Annotated in this window: 17 protein-coding genes; 4 read left to right on the top strand and 13 right to left on the bottom strand. The window is 65.7% G+C overall.

The window, feature by feature from the left end:
* The first annotated feature begins 400 nt into the window (after positions 1 to 400).
* From CU669_RS18090 to CU669_RS18080, 3 genes are read left to right on the top strand one after another with little or no spacing between them, the layout of a single operon-like run.
* The gene (locus CU669_RS18090; protein WP_112146994.1) at positions 401 to 1,999 is read left to right on the top strand and encodes a long-chain-fatty-acid--CoA ligase; all 1,599 of its coding nucleotides are present in this window, start codon (positions 401 to 403) and stop codon (positions 1,997 to 1,999) included.
* 7 nt (positions 2,000 to 2,006) lie between these two features.
* The gene (locus CU669_RS18085) at positions 2,007 to 3,317 is read left to right on the top strand and encodes an O-acetylhomoserine aminocarboxypropyltransferase (protein ID WP_112146993.1); all 1,311 of its coding nucleotides are present in this window, start codon (positions 2,007 to 2,009) and stop codon (positions 3,315 to 3,317) included.
* Positions 3,314 to 4,117 (top strand): alpha/beta fold hydrolase, encoded by an 804-nt coding sequence (locus CU669_RS18080; RefSeq protein ID WP_112146992.1) that lies wholly within the window; start codon positions 3,314 to 3,316, stop codon positions 4,115 to 4,117. Before CU669_RS18085 ends, CU669_RS18080 begins: the two co-directional genes overlap by 4 nt.
* On the opposite strand, the gene CU669_RS18075 is transcribed toward CU669_RS18080, so the two are convergent.
* The 13 genes from CU669_RS18075 to CU669_RS18015 form a co-directional block, all read right to left on the bottom strand.
* The gene (locus CU669_RS18075; RefSeq protein ID WP_112146991.1) at positions 4,096 to 5,406 is read right to left on the bottom strand and encodes a 3-hydroxyacyl-CoA dehydrogenase; all 1,311 of its coding nucleotides are present in this window, start codon (positions 5,404 to 5,406) and stop codon (positions 4,096 to 4,098) included. The two genes, CU669_RS18080 and CU669_RS18075, sit on opposite strands and share 22 nt — an antisense overlap.
* A gap of 7 nt (positions 5,407 to 5,413) precedes the next feature.
* The gene (locus CU669_RS18070; RefSeq protein WP_112146990.1) at positions 5,414 to 5,947 is read right to left on the bottom strand and encodes a cupin domain-containing protein; all 534 of its coding nucleotides are present in this window, start codon (positions 5,945 to 5,947) and stop codon (positions 5,414 to 5,416) included.
* Positions 5,947 to 6,435 (bottom strand): hypothetical protein, encoded by a 489-nt coding sequence (locus CU669_RS18065; protein WP_205119499.1) that lies wholly within the window; start codon positions 6,433 to 6,435, stop codon positions 5,947 to 5,949. The genes CU669_RS18070 and CU669_RS18065 overlap by 1 nt, the downstream gene beginning before the upstream one ends.
* Before the next feature lie 10 nt (positions 6,436 to 6,445).
* Positions 6,446 to 7,228, bottom strand: a complete 783-nt coding sequence (locus CU669_RS18060) for a MetQ/NlpA family ABC transporter substrate-binding protein (protein ID WP_112146989.1) — start codon at positions 7,226 to 7,228, stop codon at positions 6,446 to 6,448.
* Between the two features lie 14 nt (positions 7,229 to 7,242).
* Positions 7,243 to 7,923, bottom strand: coding sequence for a methionine ABC transporter permease (locus CU669_RS18055; protein ID WP_112146988.1), 681 nt, complete (start codon positions 7,921 to 7,923; stop codon positions 7,243 to 7,245).
* Positions 7,892 to 8,947, bottom strand: a complete 1,056-nt coding sequence (locus CU669_RS18050; RefSeq protein WP_112146987.1) for a methionine ABC transporter ATP-binding protein — start codon at positions 8,945 to 8,947, stop codon at positions 7,892 to 7,894. The genes CU669_RS18055 and CU669_RS18050 overlap by 32 nt, the downstream gene beginning before the upstream one ends.
* Before the next feature lie 114 nt (positions 8,948 to 9,061).
* On the bottom strand, positions 9,062 to 9,820 hold the full coding sequence (locus CU669_RS18045; RefSeq protein WP_112146986.1) for an ABC transporter ATP-binding protein: 759 nt from the start codon (positions 9,818 to 9,820) through the stop codon (positions 9,062 to 9,064).
* Between the two features lie 4 nt (positions 9,821 to 9,824).
* Positions 9,825 to 10,655, bottom strand: coding sequence for an ABC transporter permease (locus CU669_RS18040; RefSeq protein ID WP_161539716.1), 831 nt, complete (start codon positions 10,653 to 10,655; stop codon positions 9,825 to 9,827).
* 14 nt (positions 10,656 to 10,669) lie between these two features.
* Positions 10,670 to 11,935 carry an ABC transporter substrate-binding protein gene (locus CU669_RS18035; protein WP_112146984.1) on the bottom strand — a complete coding sequence of 422 codons (1,266 nt, stop codon included), beginning with the start codon at positions 11,933 to 11,935 and terminating at the stop codon, positions 10,670 to 10,672.
* Positions 11,936 to 11,958: 23 nt separating this feature from the next.
* Positions 11,959 to 12,969, bottom strand: a complete 1,011-nt coding sequence (locus CU669_RS18030) for an ABC transporter substrate-binding protein (RefSeq protein ID WP_112146983.1) — start codon at positions 12,967 to 12,969, stop codon at positions 11,959 to 11,961.
* Positions 12,966 to 13,814, bottom strand: a complete 849-nt coding sequence (locus tag CU669_RS18025; protein ID WP_112146982.1) for an ABC transporter permease — start codon at positions 13,812 to 13,814, stop codon at positions 12,966 to 12,968. Before CU669_RS18025 ends, CU669_RS18030 begins: the two co-directional genes overlap by 4 nt.
* A 511-nt stretch (positions 13,815 to 14,325) precedes the next feature.
* Positions 14,326 to 15,081: an ABC transporter ATP-binding protein gene (locus CU669_RS18020; protein WP_239988774.1), complete on the bottom strand. Its 756-nt coding sequence runs from the start codon at positions 15,079 to 15,081 to the stop codon at positions 14,326 to 14,328.
* 50 nt (positions 15,082 to 15,131) lie between these two features.
* Complete coding sequence (locus tag CU669_RS18015) at positions 15,132 to 16,037, bottom strand: TauD/TfdA dioxygenase family protein (RefSeq protein ID WP_112146980.1); 906 nt, start codon at positions 16,035 to 16,037, stop codon at positions 15,132 to 15,134.
* Positions 16,038 to 16,230: 193 nt separating this feature from the next.
* Here CU669_RS18015 and CU669_RS18010 point away from each other — a divergent pair, with 193 nt between their 5' ends.
* Positions 16,231 to 16,680 carry an RrF2 family transcriptional regulator gene (locus CU669_RS18010; RefSeq protein WP_112147000.1) on the top strand — a complete coding sequence of 150 codons (450 nt, stop codon included), beginning with the start codon at positions 16,231 to 16,233 and terminating at the stop codon, positions 16,678 to 16,680.
* Positions 16,681 to 16,826: the final 146 nt, after the last annotated feature.

The following is a 16,826-nucleotide window of genomic DNA, read 5'->3' as shown; positions in this document are numbered from 1 at the left end:
CCGAAATCGAAGCCCCTCCGGGGCTCCGAGCCCGGCCCCATTGCTCAACCCGCGCCAGACGGCGTAACTTTAGTCGGGACTCTACCCATGGCTGGATGAAAGTTCCACGGCAGGTCATTGGCCTGCGGGTGCCGGTGCGCACCTCGGCCGAGACGGTAATTCCCGGCGTCAGCGGGATCTGCTTGCCGTTCTCGACGCCGATGGCGGCGCTGTCCAAAGCTACCCGGATGGGGAAGAAGTACTCCAAACGGACGGGGCCACTTCTCTCCTCCGGCCTGGGAGATGGTATGGCCACTCATAAACACGGTAGTCTAGTAGTATGGTAGAAAAGAGGTTGACTCCGTTTCCGTCATCGTTAGGCTTCGTTCGACGGCTTTTGATGCAGGCAAGGCAGGGTGACATGGATCCTCAGATCGGTTCCGAATATCGGCCCTCCACCGGGCTTACGCTCGGTGACACTTTGGCCTGGTCGGCCCGCTATTATCCCGGCAAGGCGGCCCTGGTGGCCTGGGAGGGCGGGGAACGGCGGGTCTGGACCCATGGCGAGCTCGACCGCGAAGTGAACCGCCATGCCGGTGTCCTGCTGGAGCTGGGGGTCGGCAGGGGCGACGTGGTGGCGGCCTTCCTCTACAACACGCCGATTTTCGTATTCGTGTTGCTGGCGGCGGCCCGGGTGGGGGCGATCTTCAATCCCATCAATTACCGGCTGGCGGCGCGGGAGCTGGCCTTCATCCTGGGCGACGGCGGTGCCAGGGTTGTGCTATTCGAGGAGGAAGGCTCCGACGTGGTGGCGCGGGCCAGGGCGCTGGACACCGGGAGCCGCCACTGGGTCTTCGCCGATCCCGGCACGCCGCCCGACGGTGCCCGGTCCCTGGCGGCGCTGGCGGTGGACAAGTCCGACGCCCCTCCCGGCGTGGCGGTGGACGAAAACGATCCCTGCATCCTGATGTATACCAGCGGCACCACCGGGCGGCCCAAGGGCGTGCTGCACACCCATCGGGCCAAGCTGGCCCACAACGCCCTGATGCATCAGGCCATGGGACTGGTGCATCAGGATGTGGGCCTGGCGGTGGCGCCGCTCAACCATACCGCCGAGCTGCACACCAGCTTCCTGCCGCGCCTGCAACTGGGAGCCACCCAGGTGCTGCTGCGCCGGTTCGACGCCGCCGAGGCCTTGCGGCTGATCGAGGCGGAGAAGGTCACCCATTTCTTCGCCGCGCCCACCATGATCAACATGCTGCTGCATCATCCCGATCTGGAGGCCCGCGACCTGTCGTCGATCCGGCTGGTGGAATATGGCGGGGCGTCCATGGCGCCCCATCTGATCCGCGAATGGGACTCCAAGGTCGGGGCCGCACTGGTCCAGGTCTACGGCACCACCGAGATGGGGCCGTGCATGTCGGTGCTGGGACCAAGCGAGCAGCTAAGTCTGGCGGGTTCGGCCGGACGTCCGGCGCTCAACCACGATCTGGTGGTGGCGCGTCTGACCGAGGACGGCAGCCCCACAAATCCCGCCGTTCCCGCCGCGCCGGGCGAGGTGGGCGAGATCGTGGTGCGCGGCCCCTGCATGATGGGCGGCTATCTCAATCGGCCCGAGGCCAACGAGAAGGCCCTGGCCTTCGGCTGGTACCACACCGGCGACCTGGGCGAATTGGACGCCAACGGCGTGCTGTGGATCAGGGACCGCATCGACCACATGATCAATTCCGGGGCCGAGAACGTCTATCCCCGCGAGGTGGAGGACGCCCTGATCACCCATCCCGACGTGGTCGAGGTGGCGGTGGTGGGTGAGACCGATCCGGTCTGGGGCCAGTTGGTGACGGCCCATGTGATTCCCCGGCCCTCGTCCGTGCTGTCGCCCGAGGCGCTGGATCGCTATCTGGTGGAGGGCGACCGTCTGGCCCATTATAAGCGGCCGCGCCGCTATCATCTGGTGCCCGACCTGCCCCGCACCACCAGCGGCAAGATCCAAAAGCACCTGCTGCATCCAGGGACATGACACCGCCATGAGCGACAGCCGTTTCAGACTTCCCCGCCTCCCAGGCTTCGACACGCTGGGGCTGCATGCGGGCCAACACCCCGACCCGGTCCACCGGGCCCGCGCGGTGCCCATCTACCAGACCACCTCCTATGTCTTCGCCGATGCCGACCACGCGGCGGCGCTGTTTGATCTGGAACAGCCCGGCCATCTCTATAGCCGCATCTCCAATCCCACCACCTCGGTGCTGGAGGAGCGCATCGCGGCGCTGGAGAACGGCGTCGGGGCGGTCGCCACCGCCTCGGGGCAGGCGGCGCTGCATCTGGCCATCGCCACCTTGATGGGCCAGGGCGGCCACATCGTCGCCTCGGCCTCGCTCTATGGCGGCACCATCAACATGCTGCTCCACACATTGCCGCGCTTCGGCATCACCACCAGTCTGGTCAAGCCCCGCGACCTGGAGGGTTTCAAGGCCGCCATCCGGCCCGAGACACGGCTGGTGCTGGGCGAGACCATCGGCAATCCCGGCCTGGAAGTTCTGAACATTCCCGCGCTGGCGGAGATTGCCCATGCGAGCGGTCTGCCGCTGATGATCGACAACACCTTCGCCACCCCCTGGCTGTGTCGGCCGCTGGACCTGGGGGCCGATCTGGTGATGCACTCCCTGACCAAATGGATCGGCGGCCACGGCACCTCCATTGGCGGCGTGATTGTCGATGGCGGCCGGTTCGACTGGCGGGGCAGCGGCAAATTCCCGACGCTTACCGAGCCCTATGCCGGCTATCACGGCCTGGTGTTCGACGAGCAATTCGGCCCCGCCGCCTTCGTCATGCGGGCCAGGGCGGAAGGCTTGCGCGATTTCGGAGCCTGCTTGTCGCCCACCAATGCCTTCAACCTGCTGCAAGGGGTCGAGACCCTGTCCCTGCGCATGGCCCGCCATGTGGAGAACGCCGCCGCCGTGATCGACTTCCTGGCGGCCCATCCGGCGGTGGCCTGGGTCACCCATCCTACCCGACCCGACCATCCCGACCATGATCTGGCGAAGCGGCTGCTGCCCAAGGGGGCGGGGTCCATCGTCAGCTTTGGTGTCCGGGGCGGGCGCGAGGCGGGGCGGAAATTCATCGAGGCGCTGCGGCTGGCCTCGCACCTCGCCAATGTGGGCGACGCCAAGACCCTGGTCATCCACCCGGCCAGCACCACCCACCAGCAGATGAGCGCCGAGCAACTGACGGCGGCGGGCATCGGCGAGGACATGGTCCGGCTCTCGGTGGGAATCGAGGACGCTGCCGATATCCTGGCCGATCTGGGACAGGCCCTGAAAGCGGCGGTGCCGTCATGAGCGAATACGTGATCGACGGCCACCGCGTCTTCGTCGCCCATGGCGGCGTCGCGCCCGATCCCGCCAGGCCCGCCGTGGTGCTGGTGCATGGCGCGGGTATGGATCACAGCGTCTGGGCACTGCAATCGCGCGCCCTGGCCCATGGTGGGTACTCGGTGCTGGCGGTGGACCTGCCCGGCCATGGCCGCTCCGAGGGGCAGGCCCTGACCTCCATCGCGGCCCTGGCCGAATGGCTGGACCGCTTCATCGCGACGGCTGGGTTCACCTCGGCGGTGGTGGCGGGCCATTCCATGGGTGCCCTGGCGGCGCTGGAGCTGGCGGCCAGGCATCCCGGGCGGGTGCGGTCGCTGGTGCTGGTGGGCGCGGCGGCTTCCATGCCGGTGCATGCCGACCTGATCGCGGCGGCGGCCGAGGAGCTTCCCGCCGCCGTGGCCATGATCACCGCCTGGGGCTTTTCCGCCGACGCCGCCCTGGGCGGCAATCCGGCGCCGGGCCTTTGGCTGACCGGCGGCGGTAGTCGATTGCTGGAACGCTCGCGTCCCGGAGTGCTGCACGCCGATCTGGCGGCCTGCAATGCCTATGGCGGCGGCGAGGCGGCGGCGGCGCTGGTCCGCTGCCCCGCCGTGGTGGTGGCGGGGGGCGCCGACCGCATGAGCCCGGCCAAGGCGGGCCGCGCCCTGGCCGGTCTGATCCCCGGCGGCCGGGTCCAGGTGCTCGACGGCGCCGGTCACATGCTGATGGCCGAACGTCCCGAGGCGGTGTTGAGAGCCCTGAAGGACTACTCCGCCGGTATCGGGTGATAGGCCCCATCCGCTCCCAGAGTGCGGCCATCCCGATAGAATCGGGGGCCGCCACTGGCCTTGAGCACCGCGAGCATGCGCGGCAGCGGGCGGCCCGAGGCCTCAAGCCGGTCGATCACGCGGGCCGGGCCGATATGATCCAGCAGTTCGAACGGACCGCGCCGCCAGTTGAAGCCCCAGCGCATGGCCCGGTCCACGTTGATCGGGTCGTCGGCGATCTCGGGCACCAAATCGGCGGCGTATAGCAGGGTCTCGCCCAGCAGATCCCAGGCGAAGCGCCCGGCCTCATCCTTGGCGAACAGCAAAACGGCAGCATCGGTGGCGCTGGGCTGCGGCGCGGGCGACATCCAGGCCCGCCACGCCTCCGTGGTCAGGTCGAAGGTTTCCTTACGCTTGGAGCCATCGGCCAGCTTGACCACCCGGTAGAAGCCGCCGCCGCTCTTGCGGCCCAACTGACCGCGCCGCAGCATGTTCAATTCCTCGTCGGGAAAGGCGGTATAGGACAGTCCCACATCGCCGGGCGGCAGGTTGTCGGCCAGATTCCGGCCGACGAAATCCATCACGTCCAGGCCGATCAGGTCGATCAGTCCATACAGGCCGGTGGAGGGCAGCCCGACCGGAGTCCCCATCAGGGCGTCGATCTCCTCGGGCGTCAGGCCGCGCGCCAGATAGGGTTTGGCCTTGTGCAGGCCTGACAGCATCCAGAAGCAGCCGATGCGGTTGGCGATGAAGTTGACGGTGTCCTTGGCGTGGACCACGCCCTTACCGAGAGTGTCGCGGCAGAACCCGACCAGCCGCCCCACCACGGCGGGGTCGGTATCGATGCCGGGCACAATTTCCAGTAGCCGCATCACCCGGACCGGGTTGAAGAAATGGGTGACCACCAGATTCCGGCGGAAGCTCTCGGGAAAGTCCGCCGAAATGGCGGCAAGGGGAATGCCCGAGGTGTTGGTGCTGACCACCGATCCCGGCTTGCGCAGGGGCTCCAGGCGGCGGAACAGGGCGCGCTTGGCCTCCAGGTCTTCGATGATGGCCTCGCAGACCCAGTCGGCCTCGGCCACCGCCACGTCGCCCTGGTCCAGGGGACGCGCGTCCAGACGGGCGGCGATGATCTCGCGCTCGGCCTCGTCCTTGGCGGCGGCCAGGGTCCGTTCCCGCGCCTTGGCGGCAGCGGCCTCGTCGGCTTCCAGGATGGTGACCCGGCGGCCCTGGGCGGCGGCGGCGGCGGCGATGCCGCTGCCCATGGTGCCGCCGCCGATGATGGCGATGGAACGGATGTCGATGGTCATGCAAACCTCAATGCGGGAATCGGATGGGAGTGTCGGTGTAGCGGGCGCGCCAGTCTGGGTTGGTGCCGAACAGCCGCACCGCCACCACGGTGCGGCTCTCGGTCAGCCGGAACCAATGCTCGGCTCCGGCGGGAACCCCCACCAGATCGCCTGGGACCACCGTGATTTCCACCTGATCGCCATCGGGCAGGACGAAACCGAATACGCCCTCGCCCGCCAGGATCAGGCGGATTTCGTCGTCATCATGGACGTGGGTGCGGTGGAAGGCGGCCAGGATGGAGTCGAGGCCGTCCGTATCGGGGAACAGCGCCACCACGTCCCGTCCGGCGTAGCCGGGCGGAAGGGCGTTGGCGAGGTCGGCCAGGATCGCCTCGGCCCGCCAGTTGTCCAGACGCTGGCGGCGCAGCACGGGTTCCAGCTCGGTCGGCGCGGCGGCGGCGAGGTCGAGCCCCGCCACCGTCAGGCCCAGGGACTGAATGATGGCGGCGGCCTCGGCCGGGTCTTGGACCCGGCGTCCGTCCAGGTGGATGATGGTCGGCATCAGTAGGCGTTACCGGGAGCAGTGATTCCGGCATAGCTGGAGCGGGCCTGCACGCCCCAATGGCCCCCCTGCTTGGTCAGGATGTAGAGCGATTCGAATGACGCGATCTTCCTGTCATTGTCGCCGTAGCGGGTGAATTGAAGCACGAAATGCAGCTTGTCGTCGCCCGACTGGGCCAAATGCCGCCAATCCCACTTGGTGTAGCGCCAGCCGGTCTTGGCGAATTGGGCGACATCGTTGGATTTGGCGTAATCCTCCGGGGTCGCCCAGACCTGGACCTCGCCACCCGCGAGGCGCACATGGGGGAAGTTCAGGGTCTCGGCCCAGGCCTTGGGGTCGCGGGCGTTGAATGTCTCGATGAACCGGTCGAGTACGGCGCAGCCTTCCGCCAGTAAGGGCGTCTTGGCCGGAGCGGCGCAATCGTCCGTGGCGGCCTGGACGGCACTGGCGGTCAGTATTGTCAGGAGGGCTAGAATCAATCGCGTCATGGTCGTGTCCTCACCAAGTTGGGATGATGGTGCCGTCGAAGCGCTTGGCGATGAAGGCCTTGACCTCGGGGCTGCGGTAGATGGCGATGAATTTCAGGATCTTGGAATCGGCCTTGCGGGCTCCCTGGGTGACGAACCACAGATTCCACGGCGTGTTGATGTCTTCGAGCAGCAGCGCCTTCTTGGGGTCCAGCCCGCCGGAGACGGCATAATTCAGGGTGACCGCCGAGAAGTCGGTGTCTTCCAGCGAGCGTGGCAACTGGGCGGCGTCGATCTCGCGGAACTTCAGCTTCCTGGGGTTGTCGACGATGTCGGCGACGGAGGCGGCGATGCCCTTGGCCGGATCAACCTTGATCAGCCCGGCCTGCTGCAAAAGCAACAGGGCGCGCGAGCCATTGGAAGGGTCGTTGGGGATGGCCACCAGCGAGCCGTCCTTGACCTGGGACAGCGTCGCGATCTTCTTGGAATAGAGCCCCAGCGGCACGATGATGCTCTTTTCCACCGCCACCAGATCGAATCCGCGATTCTTGACCTGATTGTCGAGATAGGGCTTGTGCTGGAAGTTGTTGAGATCGATATCGCCCTGGGCCAGGGCGGCATTGGGCAAGGTGTAGTCGGAAAACTCGATCACCTTGACATCGATGCCTTCCTTTTCCTTATAGATCTTGCCGGCGAACTCGATAACCTCGGCATAGGGACCGGCCGAGACGCCGACCTTCAGGGTCTCGGCCTGCGCCCCGTGGGCGCCAAGCAGAAGTGCGGCGGCGGCCAGGGCAATGCGAACAGTCTTCATGGTCTTGCTTCTCCTTAAATAGCGGCGGCCTGCTTGGCCGTCAGACGTTTGTTGAGCTGGCGGGCCAGACGGTCGCCAGCCCATTGGACCAGGGACACCAGGACGATCAGCACCACCACCACGGCGGCCATCACCTCGCCCTCGAAGCGCTGATAGCCGTAGCGGATACCCAGATCGCCGAGGCCGCCGCCGCCCACCGCGCCCGCCATGGCGGAATAGCCGATCAGGCTGACCACGGTGATGGTCATCCCCGCGACGATGCCGGGCAGGGCCTCGGGGATCAGCACCTTGGCCACGATCTGGCGCGGCGTCGCGCCCATGGCCTGGGCGGCCTCGATCAGGCCGGGATCGACCTCGCGCAAGGACGCCTCGGCCAGCCGGGCGACGAAAGGAATGGCGGCCAGCGTCAGGGGAACCGCCGCCGCCCAAGTGCCGATGGAGGTGCCGACGATCAGCCGGGTCAGCGGAATGATCGCCACCATCAAGATGATGAAGGGGGTGGAGCGGGTGGCGTTGACCAATGCGCCCACCACCCGGTTGAACAGCGGGCTTTCGGCGATATGGCCGCGCTGGGTGACCAGCAGGACGACGCCCAGCGGAATGCCCACCAGCGCCGCGAGAAAGCAGGATACGCCGACCATGGCCAGCGTCTCCCACAAGGCGTCAAGCAACAGCCCGATCAGTCGCTGGGACACGGCCGAGAATCTCCACTTTAAGGTTGTTGAGGCGCAGGAAGTCCAAGGCCGATTGCTTGGCCTGTTCCGTCCCCGAGGCTTCCACCGTCAGGGTTCCGTAGGGCGAGCCCTGGATGTAATCCACATGGCCTTGAAGGATGTTGAAGGACAGCCCGAAGCGGCGGACCATCTCCGAGACGATGGGCTGGTTGGCCGATGGCCCGGTGAAGATGATGCGAAACACCAGATGCTCGGCCGAGGACGGGCTTTGATGCATTCGGCTGGCCAGGGCCTCCGGCAACTCGCGGTTCAGCACTTCGCCGACGAAGCTGCGGCTGACCGGATGCCGGGGATCAGTGAAGACGTCGAACACCCGTCCCGACTCCACCACCTCGCCATGATCGAGCACGGCGACGCGGTCGGCGACCTCGCGCACCACCTCCATCTCGTGGGTGATCAGCATGATGGTCAGGCCCAGCGAGCGGTTGATCTCCTTCAGCAGGGCCAGGATCTGCTTGGTGGTCTCGGGGTCCAGCGCCGAGGTGGCCTCGTCGCAGAGCAGCACCGACGGCTTGGTCGCCAGGGCGCGGGCAATGCCGACCCGCTGCTTCTGACCGCCAGACAGTTGGGCGGGATAGGCGTCGCGGCGCTCGGACAGCCCCACCAGGGCCAGCATCTCGTCGACCCGGCGCGCGATCTCGCCCCGCGGATGGCCGATCAGTTCCAGGGGTAGGGCGATATTCTGGGCGGCGGTGCGCGACGACAGCAGGTTGAAATGCTGGAAAATCATCCCGATGCCGCGCCGCGCCTCACCCAATGCCGCGCCGTTCAGCGTCGTCATCTCGCGTGCCGCCACCCGGATGTTGCCGGTGGTCGGGCGCTCCAGCATGTTGACGCAGCGGACCAGGGTGCTTTTACCGGCGCCCGAACGGCCGATGATGCCGAAGGTCTCTCCCTGGGCGATCTCCAGACTGATGCCGTTCAGCACCGTCACGGGGCCATCGGGACCGGGGAAGAGCTTGCGGAGGTTCTGGATGGAAATCACGGCGGGCTCTTAATATTTATTATCTACTAGATAACAGACTAATTGGGGCCGTCTGTCAAGCTGATCTGGTTGTTCGACCGTCGCCGCACCGCCGGGCGGGCGGCGGACAGGCCTTCAGATCGGATCGGCTTCGTCGTGGATCAGGGCGCGCAGTTCCTTGCGCAGCACGGCATAGGCCGGGTCGTCCTCGTCGCGGGGGCGGTCCAGCCCGATCGGGACGATGCGCTTGATGCGACCGGGATGGCGGGACAGCACGACTACCGTATCGGCCAGCAAGATGGCCTCGTCGATGGAGTGGGTCACCAGCACCACCGTCTTTTTCTCCTGCTGCCAGATGCGGGTCAGCTCGCCTTGCATGGCGCGCCGGGTCTGGTCGTCCAGGGCGGCGAAGGGCTCGTCCATCAGCAGGACGCGGGGTTGCACCGCCAGGGCGCGGGCGATGGCCACCCGCTGCTTCATGCCGCCCGACAACTGATGAGGATAGCGCTCGGCGAAGGCGGCAAGGCCGACCAGGGACAGGTGATGGTCGACGATGCGGCGGCGTTCGGCGGGCGGGACGCCCTTCATCTCCAGGCCGAACGCCACGTTGTCGCGGATATTGGCCCAGGGGAACAGGGCGTAGTCCTGGAAGATGATGGTGCGCTCCCAGCCCGGTCCGGTGACCGCCTGCCGGTCCACGGTGATGGAACCGCTGGTGGGGCTCTCGAACCCGGCCACCATGTTGAGTAGCGAGGTCTTGCCGCAGCCGGAATGGCCCAGGATGGCGCAGAACTCGCCATCGGCGATGTCCAGGGTAATGCCCGACAGCGCGGTGACCGGGGCGCCGTGGTCGTCATAGATCTTGGAGACGGCGGAAAGCGACAGATGTCCCATCTTCTCAGTCCCTTTTCGTCAGGCTTGGGGACCAGGGCAGCAATCGGCGGGCCAGGGCGCGAATTCCCAGATCGATGGCAAGGCCAGCCACGCCGATGGCCACCATGCCCGCCACCACGATGTCGGTGCGCAAGAGAGAGCGGGCGTCATTGATCATGAAGCCCAGCCCGGAATTGGCGCCCACCAGTTCGGCGGCCACCAGGGCCATCCAGCCGGTGCCCAGGCCGACCCGAACCCCCACCACGATCTGGGGCAAGGCGGCGGGGATCACCACCCGGCGCAGAACCTTCCACTCGCTGGCCCCCAGGCTGCGGGCGGCACGAATCAGATTGCGATCGACCCGATGCACCCCTTCCACCGTGTTGAGCAGGATGGGGAAGACCAGCCCCAGGAAGATGATGAACTGGTTCTGAAGCTCGCCCAGGCCGAACCACAGGATGGACAGGGGAATCCAGGCCAGCGGCGGAATCGGGCGCAGCACTTCCAGCACGGGATAAAGCTGGGCATGGATGGAATGCCGCCAGCCCATGGCCACGCCGACGGGAATGGCCAGGGCGGCGATCAGAAAGGCGATGGCCTCGCGCTTGACGCTGGCGGCCAGATGGATGAGCAGCTCGCCACTGGCCAGCAGCCCGGCCAGGGTGATCGCCACTCCGGCCGGGCTGGGCAGCAAGACTCCGATCTGGGGATCGAAGCGCGGCAGGATCACCGCCGAGGCGATCTGCCAGCCGCCCAGGAGGGCGGCCAGCAGGCTGAAATTGCGGAGCCAGGGAACCACGATTGCGGCGCGTCGCACCGATCTGCCTTGTTTGATGGTCACGGTCGCTGCCGTCATGGTCATGCTCCTTTTTAAGGCAAATAGGTCTTGCCGCCGAAGGTCCAGGGCCGTTCCAGCTCGCCCGATTCGGGGAAGGGCTGAGGGCCCTTGGCGGTGGTCTGGTTGAAGTAATCGGGATAGGGGATCCGGCCGATGGTGCCGGTCCAGCTTTTCGGCAGGAAGACCGGCCGTTCCGGCACTTTCCAGCCCAGCTTCCTGACAGTGGCCTGGGCGAATTCCGGGGCATAGGTGGCGGCGTATTCCTCGCCGGTCAGGTCGCGGGTCAGACGATTGCGCTCCTTCAGCCACGCCCTAATGCGGCCATCCTCCTCCGCCCAGAATTTTGGGTGGGGAACCAGGAAGCTGGGCTTGAACAGGGAATTGTTGATGGCGATCTGATGGGCCAGGAAGGAGGGCTCCAGCAGCTTCAGGCTGGGGTCTTCGCGCTCCAGCTCCACCGCCTTGGCCGGGTCGAGGCGGATGAACAGATTGGCCTCGAACAGGGCATCGGTGATGGCCTGGACCACATCGGGGGCGTTGTCGATCACCTCCTGGCGGACAAAGCCGATGCCTTCATAGATGCTGTAGGGATGGCTGGAATCGATGATCCGGCCGGTCTTGCGCTCGTCGGTGATCAGCGAGACCGAATGGTCCCATGGCACCACCGCCGCGATCCCCTTTGGCAGCTGAAGCTGTTCCGCGATGGGGATGTTCTTCAAGATCACGTCCTTGCCGATCACCACGCCATTGGCCTGGGCGGCGGCCTGGAAATAGAACTCGGAGGACGATCCGGTGACGATGCCCACCGTATAGGGCTCGGCGGCGCCCTTGAAGTCCTTGATGCTTTTCAGCGGCGAATCGTTGGGCACGATCACCGCATGGGTCAGCACCGGGTAATTGACGATGCCGCGGGCCGGAACCTTACGGTCGATCAGGGAGGTGTAGGGGAAGTTGCCGGTGGCCCCCACCTGGATACGCGCGGCGGTGAAGGCCTCGTTGAGGTCGGGCCCGGAGCCGAAGGGCTGGAACTTGGCCTCGATCCCGCGCTTTTGCAGCAATTGCAGCCGGTCGGCCACGATATTGATGGCGTTATGGCCGGTCCAGGGCGGCTGGAAGCCGACGGTCAGCGGCCACCAGCCCTTGTCCTTCAGCCAGGCGATGGATTTGGGCGAGACCTGTTCATAGGGCTGGGGCCAGCCCCAGGGCGTGGCGGTCTCGGCCCGGGCGGTACCGGCGATGCCGATTATGGCCAGGCCGGCGAGGAAGCCGCCCAAGGCGCGGCGATGAAGTATCAGCATGTGGTGTCTCCTTCTGGGAATCCTTACGATCCCGCTTCGGTGTGGAGGTCGGGGAAATAGAGATCCTTCCAGCTTTCCGCCTTGGTCTTGATCTGGCCGGTGCGGAACAGGAAATCGGCGTATTTGATGGTGTTGAGCGGCGCCACCGTGAACTTGGCGGTGGGCTCCCTGATGATGGAGAGCACCAGGGCCTCGTCGGCCGAGCCTTGATCCTCGATCAGATGAATGCGGGCGGTCTCGGCGGGGTTGGCGTTGATGAACGCGTCGGCCTCACGCAGCGCATCGACGAAGGCGGCCAGGACTTTGGGGTTCTTGTCGCGGAATGACGCCTTGGCCCAGGCCACGTTCAAAGTGACGGGGCCGCCCAGCGCCTCGTAGGAATCGGTGATCCTGCGGGCTTGGGGCAGCGCCAGTTCCTGCTGCTGGAAGGGTGGGGCGCCGAAATGGGCGGTGATCTCCGACTTGCCCGAGGCCAGGGCGGCCAGGGCGTCGGGGTGCTTCACCGAGACGGTCAGCGGGTCCAGCCTCTCGTGCTGGCCGGGGCCGAATTCCTTCTCGGCGGCGATCTGCAAGGTGACCGCCTGGATGGAGACCTTGGCCGAGGGCAGGGCGATGCGGTCCTTGGCGGTGAAGTCCCTCAAGGTTCTGACCGCCGGATTTGTGGTCACCAGGGCGATGGGCAGGGCCGTGACGGCGGCGATTCCGCGAACGTCGAAATTCCCCCGCGTCTTGGCCCAGGCCGCCACGAAGGGGCCGACGCCGCCGGTGGCGATGTCGATACTATCGGAGAGCAAGGCGTCGTTGGTGGACGAGCCGCCACCCAGGGTGACGAAGCTGACCTTCAGCCCGTCGATCCCCGCCGCCTTGGCGTGCTTTTCGATCAGGCCTTTGTTGCGGGCGACCTGGAGCGGCAGATAGCCGATGCCGAATTGCTGGCTGATGCGCAGCTCCGCCACCTCGGCATGGGCGGCACCCGCCAGCAGGGTCGAGAGCAGCGCCGTGGCGCCGAGAAATCGGGATGTCCAATAAGTCATCTTTGCATTCCCCATTTGCGGATGGTGTGGCGTTCGATGGTGCGGAAGATCAGACCTTCCACCAGCAGGCCGATGATGATGACCGTGCCCAGGCCGGCGAAGACGTAGTCGGTCTCCAGCCGGTTCTTGTTCTCGAAGATGAACCAGCCCAGCCCACCGGAACCCGAGGCGACGCCGAACACCAGCTCGGCGGCGATCAGGGTGCGCCAGGCGAAGGCCCAGCCGATCTTCAGGCCGGTCAGGATGGCGGGAAAGGCGGCGGGAATCAGGATGCGGGCGATGTAGCGCCAGCCGGTCAGGCCGTAATTGCGCCCGGCCATGCGCAGCGTCTCGCTGACCGAGGAAAACCCGGCCGAGGCGTTGAGCGCCAGGGGCCACAGCACGGCATGAACCAGCACGAACAGCAGCGACGGCGTACCCAGCCCGAACCACAGCAGGGCCAGCGGCAACAGGGCGATGGCGGGCAGCGGATTGAACATGGCGGTCAGCGTCGCCAGCAAATCCTCGCCCATGCGGGTCGAGGCGGCGATTCCCGCCAGGACAAAGGCAATGGAAACGCCGATGGCATAGCCCAGCAGCAGCACCTGGACCGAGGTCCAGGATTTGGCCAGCAGGGTGCCGCGCGTCACGGCATCCCAGAACGCCGTGGCGGTCCCCGAGAAGGAGGGAAACATCAGGGGATTGTCGGCCAGCCCGGCATAGATCTGCCAGATCACCGCCAGCATGGCCAGGATCACGCCCCGCCGCAGCATGGGGATATTCCACAGCCGGGTCAGCGGCGACAGCGGGCGCTCAACCACGGTCAGGGAGTCGAAGGGAAGGGTGACGGCTGCACTCTGTGTCATGGCGGACTCCGGGTCGCGTTGACTCTCCTATGCCACAGGAGCGCGGCCGGGCCAAGATAAAACTACACAATACTAGATTAATGGTGTTAGCGCCCGTTTCCCACATTCGGAGCAGGACCATGGATGCCATCGCCGATCTCGTCGCTCGTGCCCGCCATGCCCAGGGGGCTTTGCCCATGCCGGGCAGGCCGAGGTGATCGCTCTTGCTCCCAGTCAGGTTCATGGCCGGGGGCATATTCCCGGCGCCTGGTTCGCCATTCGCTCACGTTTCGCGCCCGATGTGCTGGGCATTCCCGGCACGATTCTGGTGCTGGATGGTGGAACCGAGGCATGGCGGGCGGCAGGCCTTCCTCTGGAAACCGGGCTTTCGCGAGCCGGACGACATCTATCGCCGCCTACCGCCAAAATCAGCGCCGAGGCGGTGACGATGGTCAGGAGGCCCCAGGAGACCAGTTGCGCCGCCGACAATCCCGCCACCAACCGGCGGGCCAACCCACCGCCACATGGTCGGTCAAATCCCGCCGCCCTTCTCGAATCGCTCGGCGAACAGCATGGCGCTGATCTCCTCGTGCAGGGCGCGGGCGCGATCCGATCCCAAGGCATCGTCGGCGGCGCTGTCGGCGTCCAGCACCGCCTTCACCTGTCCGGGATGGGGCGAAAGAACCACGATGCGGCTGCCGACGATGATGGCCTCCTCGATGGAATGGGTGACGAACAGCAAGGTGAAGCGGGTATCTTGCCACAAGGTCCGCAATTCCTCCTGCATGTTGCGCCGCGTCAGCGCATCCAGCGAGGCGAAGGGTTCGTCCATCAACAGGATTTCCGGCTCCATGGCCATGGCCCGGGCGATGGCGACCCGCTGCTTCATGCCGCCCGATAGCTGGTGAGGATAGGACTCTGCGAATTTGGACAGGCCGACCTTGTCCATATAAAGCCCGGCCTTGTCGGCGATGTCCGATCTCGAGGCCCCCTTGCGGGCTTCGCGCAGGGGGAATTCGATGTTCTGGCGCACCGTCTTCCAAGGCAGCAATTGATCGAATTCCTGAAACACCATCATCCGGTCAGGGCCGGGGGCGGTGATTTCGCGCCCAGCCAGGGTGACGCGGCCCTCGACCGGGGCGATGAAGCCGCCGACGCATTTCAGCAGACTGGATTTGCCGCAGCCCGACGGTCCCAGCAGGATCAGCCGTTCCGAGCGTTTCACGGCAAAATCCACCCGCCAGGTGGCGGTGATCAGGCTTGAGACGGTCTTGTATTGTAGAGTCACCCCCTCGACCAAAAGCAGAGGGGGTGACGCCGTATCCGACGGAGACGGACTCATGCGCGGGGAGAATTGCCGGTGACCACGGAAACCCGATCCCCCCAGCGTTCCTCGGGGTAATAGTCCCAGACCGCGTGATGCTGGGTCGCCCAATTGTCCCACAACAGCAGCGCGTTGGGCGTCCAGTGGATGCGGGTCTGGAAGGCCAGCTGCTTTTCCACATGGCTGAACAGCAGGTTCAGCACGGCATCGCTTTCCGGGCGGGTCAACTGAACGATGTGGGTGGTGAAGGATTGATTGACGTAGAGGAATTTGCGGCCGGTGCGGGGATGGGTGGCGACGACGGGATGCTCGGAGGCGGGAAAGGTCTTGCCGGGCTCGGGCTGCGCTCCATAGCCGTTCCAGCCTTCGGCGCCGTCATGGATGGCGGTCAGGCCGTCCAGAAGCAGCTTGAACGGTTCGGACAGGGAGTCATAGGCCAGATACATATTGGCGAAAGCGGTGTCGCCGCCCAGCGGTGGCGTCTTGGTGACGTGCAGCAGCGACACGAAGATGGGACTGGGGTCGCAGGACACATCGGGATGCCAACCATCCCCGGCGGTGAAGCGGGAGTCCTTGCCGGTGCGCCAGGACAGGAATTCCGGGTCGTAATGAGCCCCGGCCACCACCTTGCTGGCGGCCAGTTCGTGGCGGTGCAAGGTGCCGAATCGCAGGCCCAGGCGCTTCTGGTCGTCGCGGCTGATGGTCTGGTCGCGGAAGATCACCGCCAGATTTTCGTCCAGCGCCCGGCGGATCTCGTCGAACTGGGCGGCAGGGATCTCCTTGGACAGATCGACCCCGGAAATCTCTGCTCCGATGGTGGGAGACAGCCTGTTGACCGTGATGGTCTCGAACGGCTTGCGCTCGGCGGTATTCCAGGCGGCGATGGCGGTCTTGTCGTTGAAGTCGCGGTAAAAGCTCATCTTGCTCGATCCTCTGTAAGCGGGGGGGCTGACGTGCTGAACCGGCAGAGTAACCAAACTCGCGCACACGAGCAATATAATCTAGTAGATAATAGATTGAATGGGTGACCCCGATTGCCCTGGGAAGGTGGATCGCGGCTTGACCGCGCTCCGTCAATGGAGTTTCCTGATAGCCTATTGAATGGGTGTGGTGATGCTGTCGAGCAAGGCGAAATACGGCCTCAAGGCCATGGTCCATCTGGCGCTGCGCGAGGGGCTGGGGCCCGTTCTGATCGCGGAGATTGCCGAGTCTCAACACATTCCCAAGAAATTTCTCGACACCATTCTGCTGGAGATGAAGAACCAGGGATTGCTGTCATCGAAGAAAGGCAAGGGCGGCGGCTATGTCCTGGCCCGGCCCGCCGAGCGGATCATGGTCGGCGATATTGTCCGCATTCTTGACGGCCCCCTGGCTCCGATCCCGTGTGTCTCGCGCTCCGCTTACCGCCCGTGCGACGATTGTGTCGATGAGGCGGCCTGCACGGTGCGGGCCGTCATGCAGGACGTGCGCGACGCCATCGCGGCCATTCTGGATAACACCTCGCTGGCCGATATGCAGGCCAGCCGTGCCCGCGTCGAGTCGGTGTTGATGTACGATATTTGATGTGGCACTGGCCTCATACCCAGCGCCACCAGCCCGGCCATCATCTCGGCGGTCTGCATGTTCTGGCGGGACAGTTCGATGCGGTAGGCTACTCCGGCACAGGCCCCGGCCAGCTCCGCCGCCACCAGGGAGTAGAAGCTGATTCC

It is taken from the genome of Paramagnetospirillum kuznetsovii (assembly GCF_003284725.1).
GTDB lineage: Bacteria > Pseudomonadota > Alphaproteobacteria > Rhodospirillales > Magnetospirillaceae > Phaeospirillum > Phaeospirillum kuznetsovii.
This window is presented reverse-complemented; position numbering and strand designations above follow the sequence as displayed.

Bases quoted from the DNA above. Each gene is read 5' to 3' on its own strand.
- CU669_RS18030 (WP_112146983.1), bottom strand. From the start codon at position 12,969: ATGACTTATTGGACATCCCGATTTCTCGGCGCCACGGCGCTGCTCTCG.
- CU669_RS18015 (WP_112146980.1), bottom strand. From the start codon at position 16,037: ATGAGCTTTTACCGCGACTTCAACGACAAGACCGCCATCGCCGCCTGG.
- CU669_RS18065 (WP_205119499.1), bottom strand. From the start codon at position 6,435: ATGACGCGATTGATTCTAGCCCTCCTGACAATACTGACCGCCAGTGCC.
- CU669_RS18035 (WP_112146984.1), bottom strand. From the start codon at position 11,935: ATGCTGATACTTCATCGCCGCGCCTTGGGCGGCTTCCTCGCCGGCCTG.
- CU669_RS18040 (WP_161539716.1), bottom strand. From the start codon at position 10,655: ATGACGGCAGCGACCGTGACCATCAAACAAGGCAGATCGGTGCGACGC.
- CU669_RS18070 (WP_112146990.1), bottom strand. From the start codon at position 5,947: ATGCCGACCATCATCCACCTGGACGGACGCCGGGTCCAAGACCCGGCC.
- CU669_RS18080 (WP_112146992.1), top strand. From the start codon at position 3,314: ATGAGCGAATACGTGATCGACGGCCACCGCGTCTTCGTCGCCCATGGC.
- CU669_RS18025 (WP_112146982.1), bottom strand. From the start codon at position 13,814: ATGACACAGAGTGCAGCCGTCACCCTTCCCTTCGACTCCCTGACCGTG.
- CU669_RS18045 (WP_112146986.1), bottom strand. From the start codon at position 9,820: ATGGGACATCTGTCGCTTTCCGCCGTCTCCAAGATCTATGACGACCAC.
- CU669_RS18090 (WP_112146994.1), top strand. From the start codon at position 401: ATGGATCCTCAGATCGGTTCCGAATATCGGCCCTCCACCGGGCTTACG.
- CU669_RS18085 (WP_112146993.1), top strand. From the start codon at position 2,007: ATGAGCGACAGCCGTTTCAGACTTCCCCGCCTCCCAGGCTTCGACACG.
- CU669_RS18075 (WP_112146991.1), bottom strand. From the start codon at position 5,406: ATGACCATCGACATCCGTTCCATCGCCATCATCGGCGGCGGCACCATG.
- CU669_RS18060 (WP_112146989.1), bottom strand. From the start codon at position 7,228: ATGAAGACTGTTCGCATTGCCCTGGCCGCCGCCGCACTTCTGCTTGGC.
- CU669_RS18010 (WP_112147000.1), top strand. From the start codon at position 16,231: ATGCTGTCGAGCAAGGCGAAATACGGCCTCAAGGCCATGGTCCATCTG.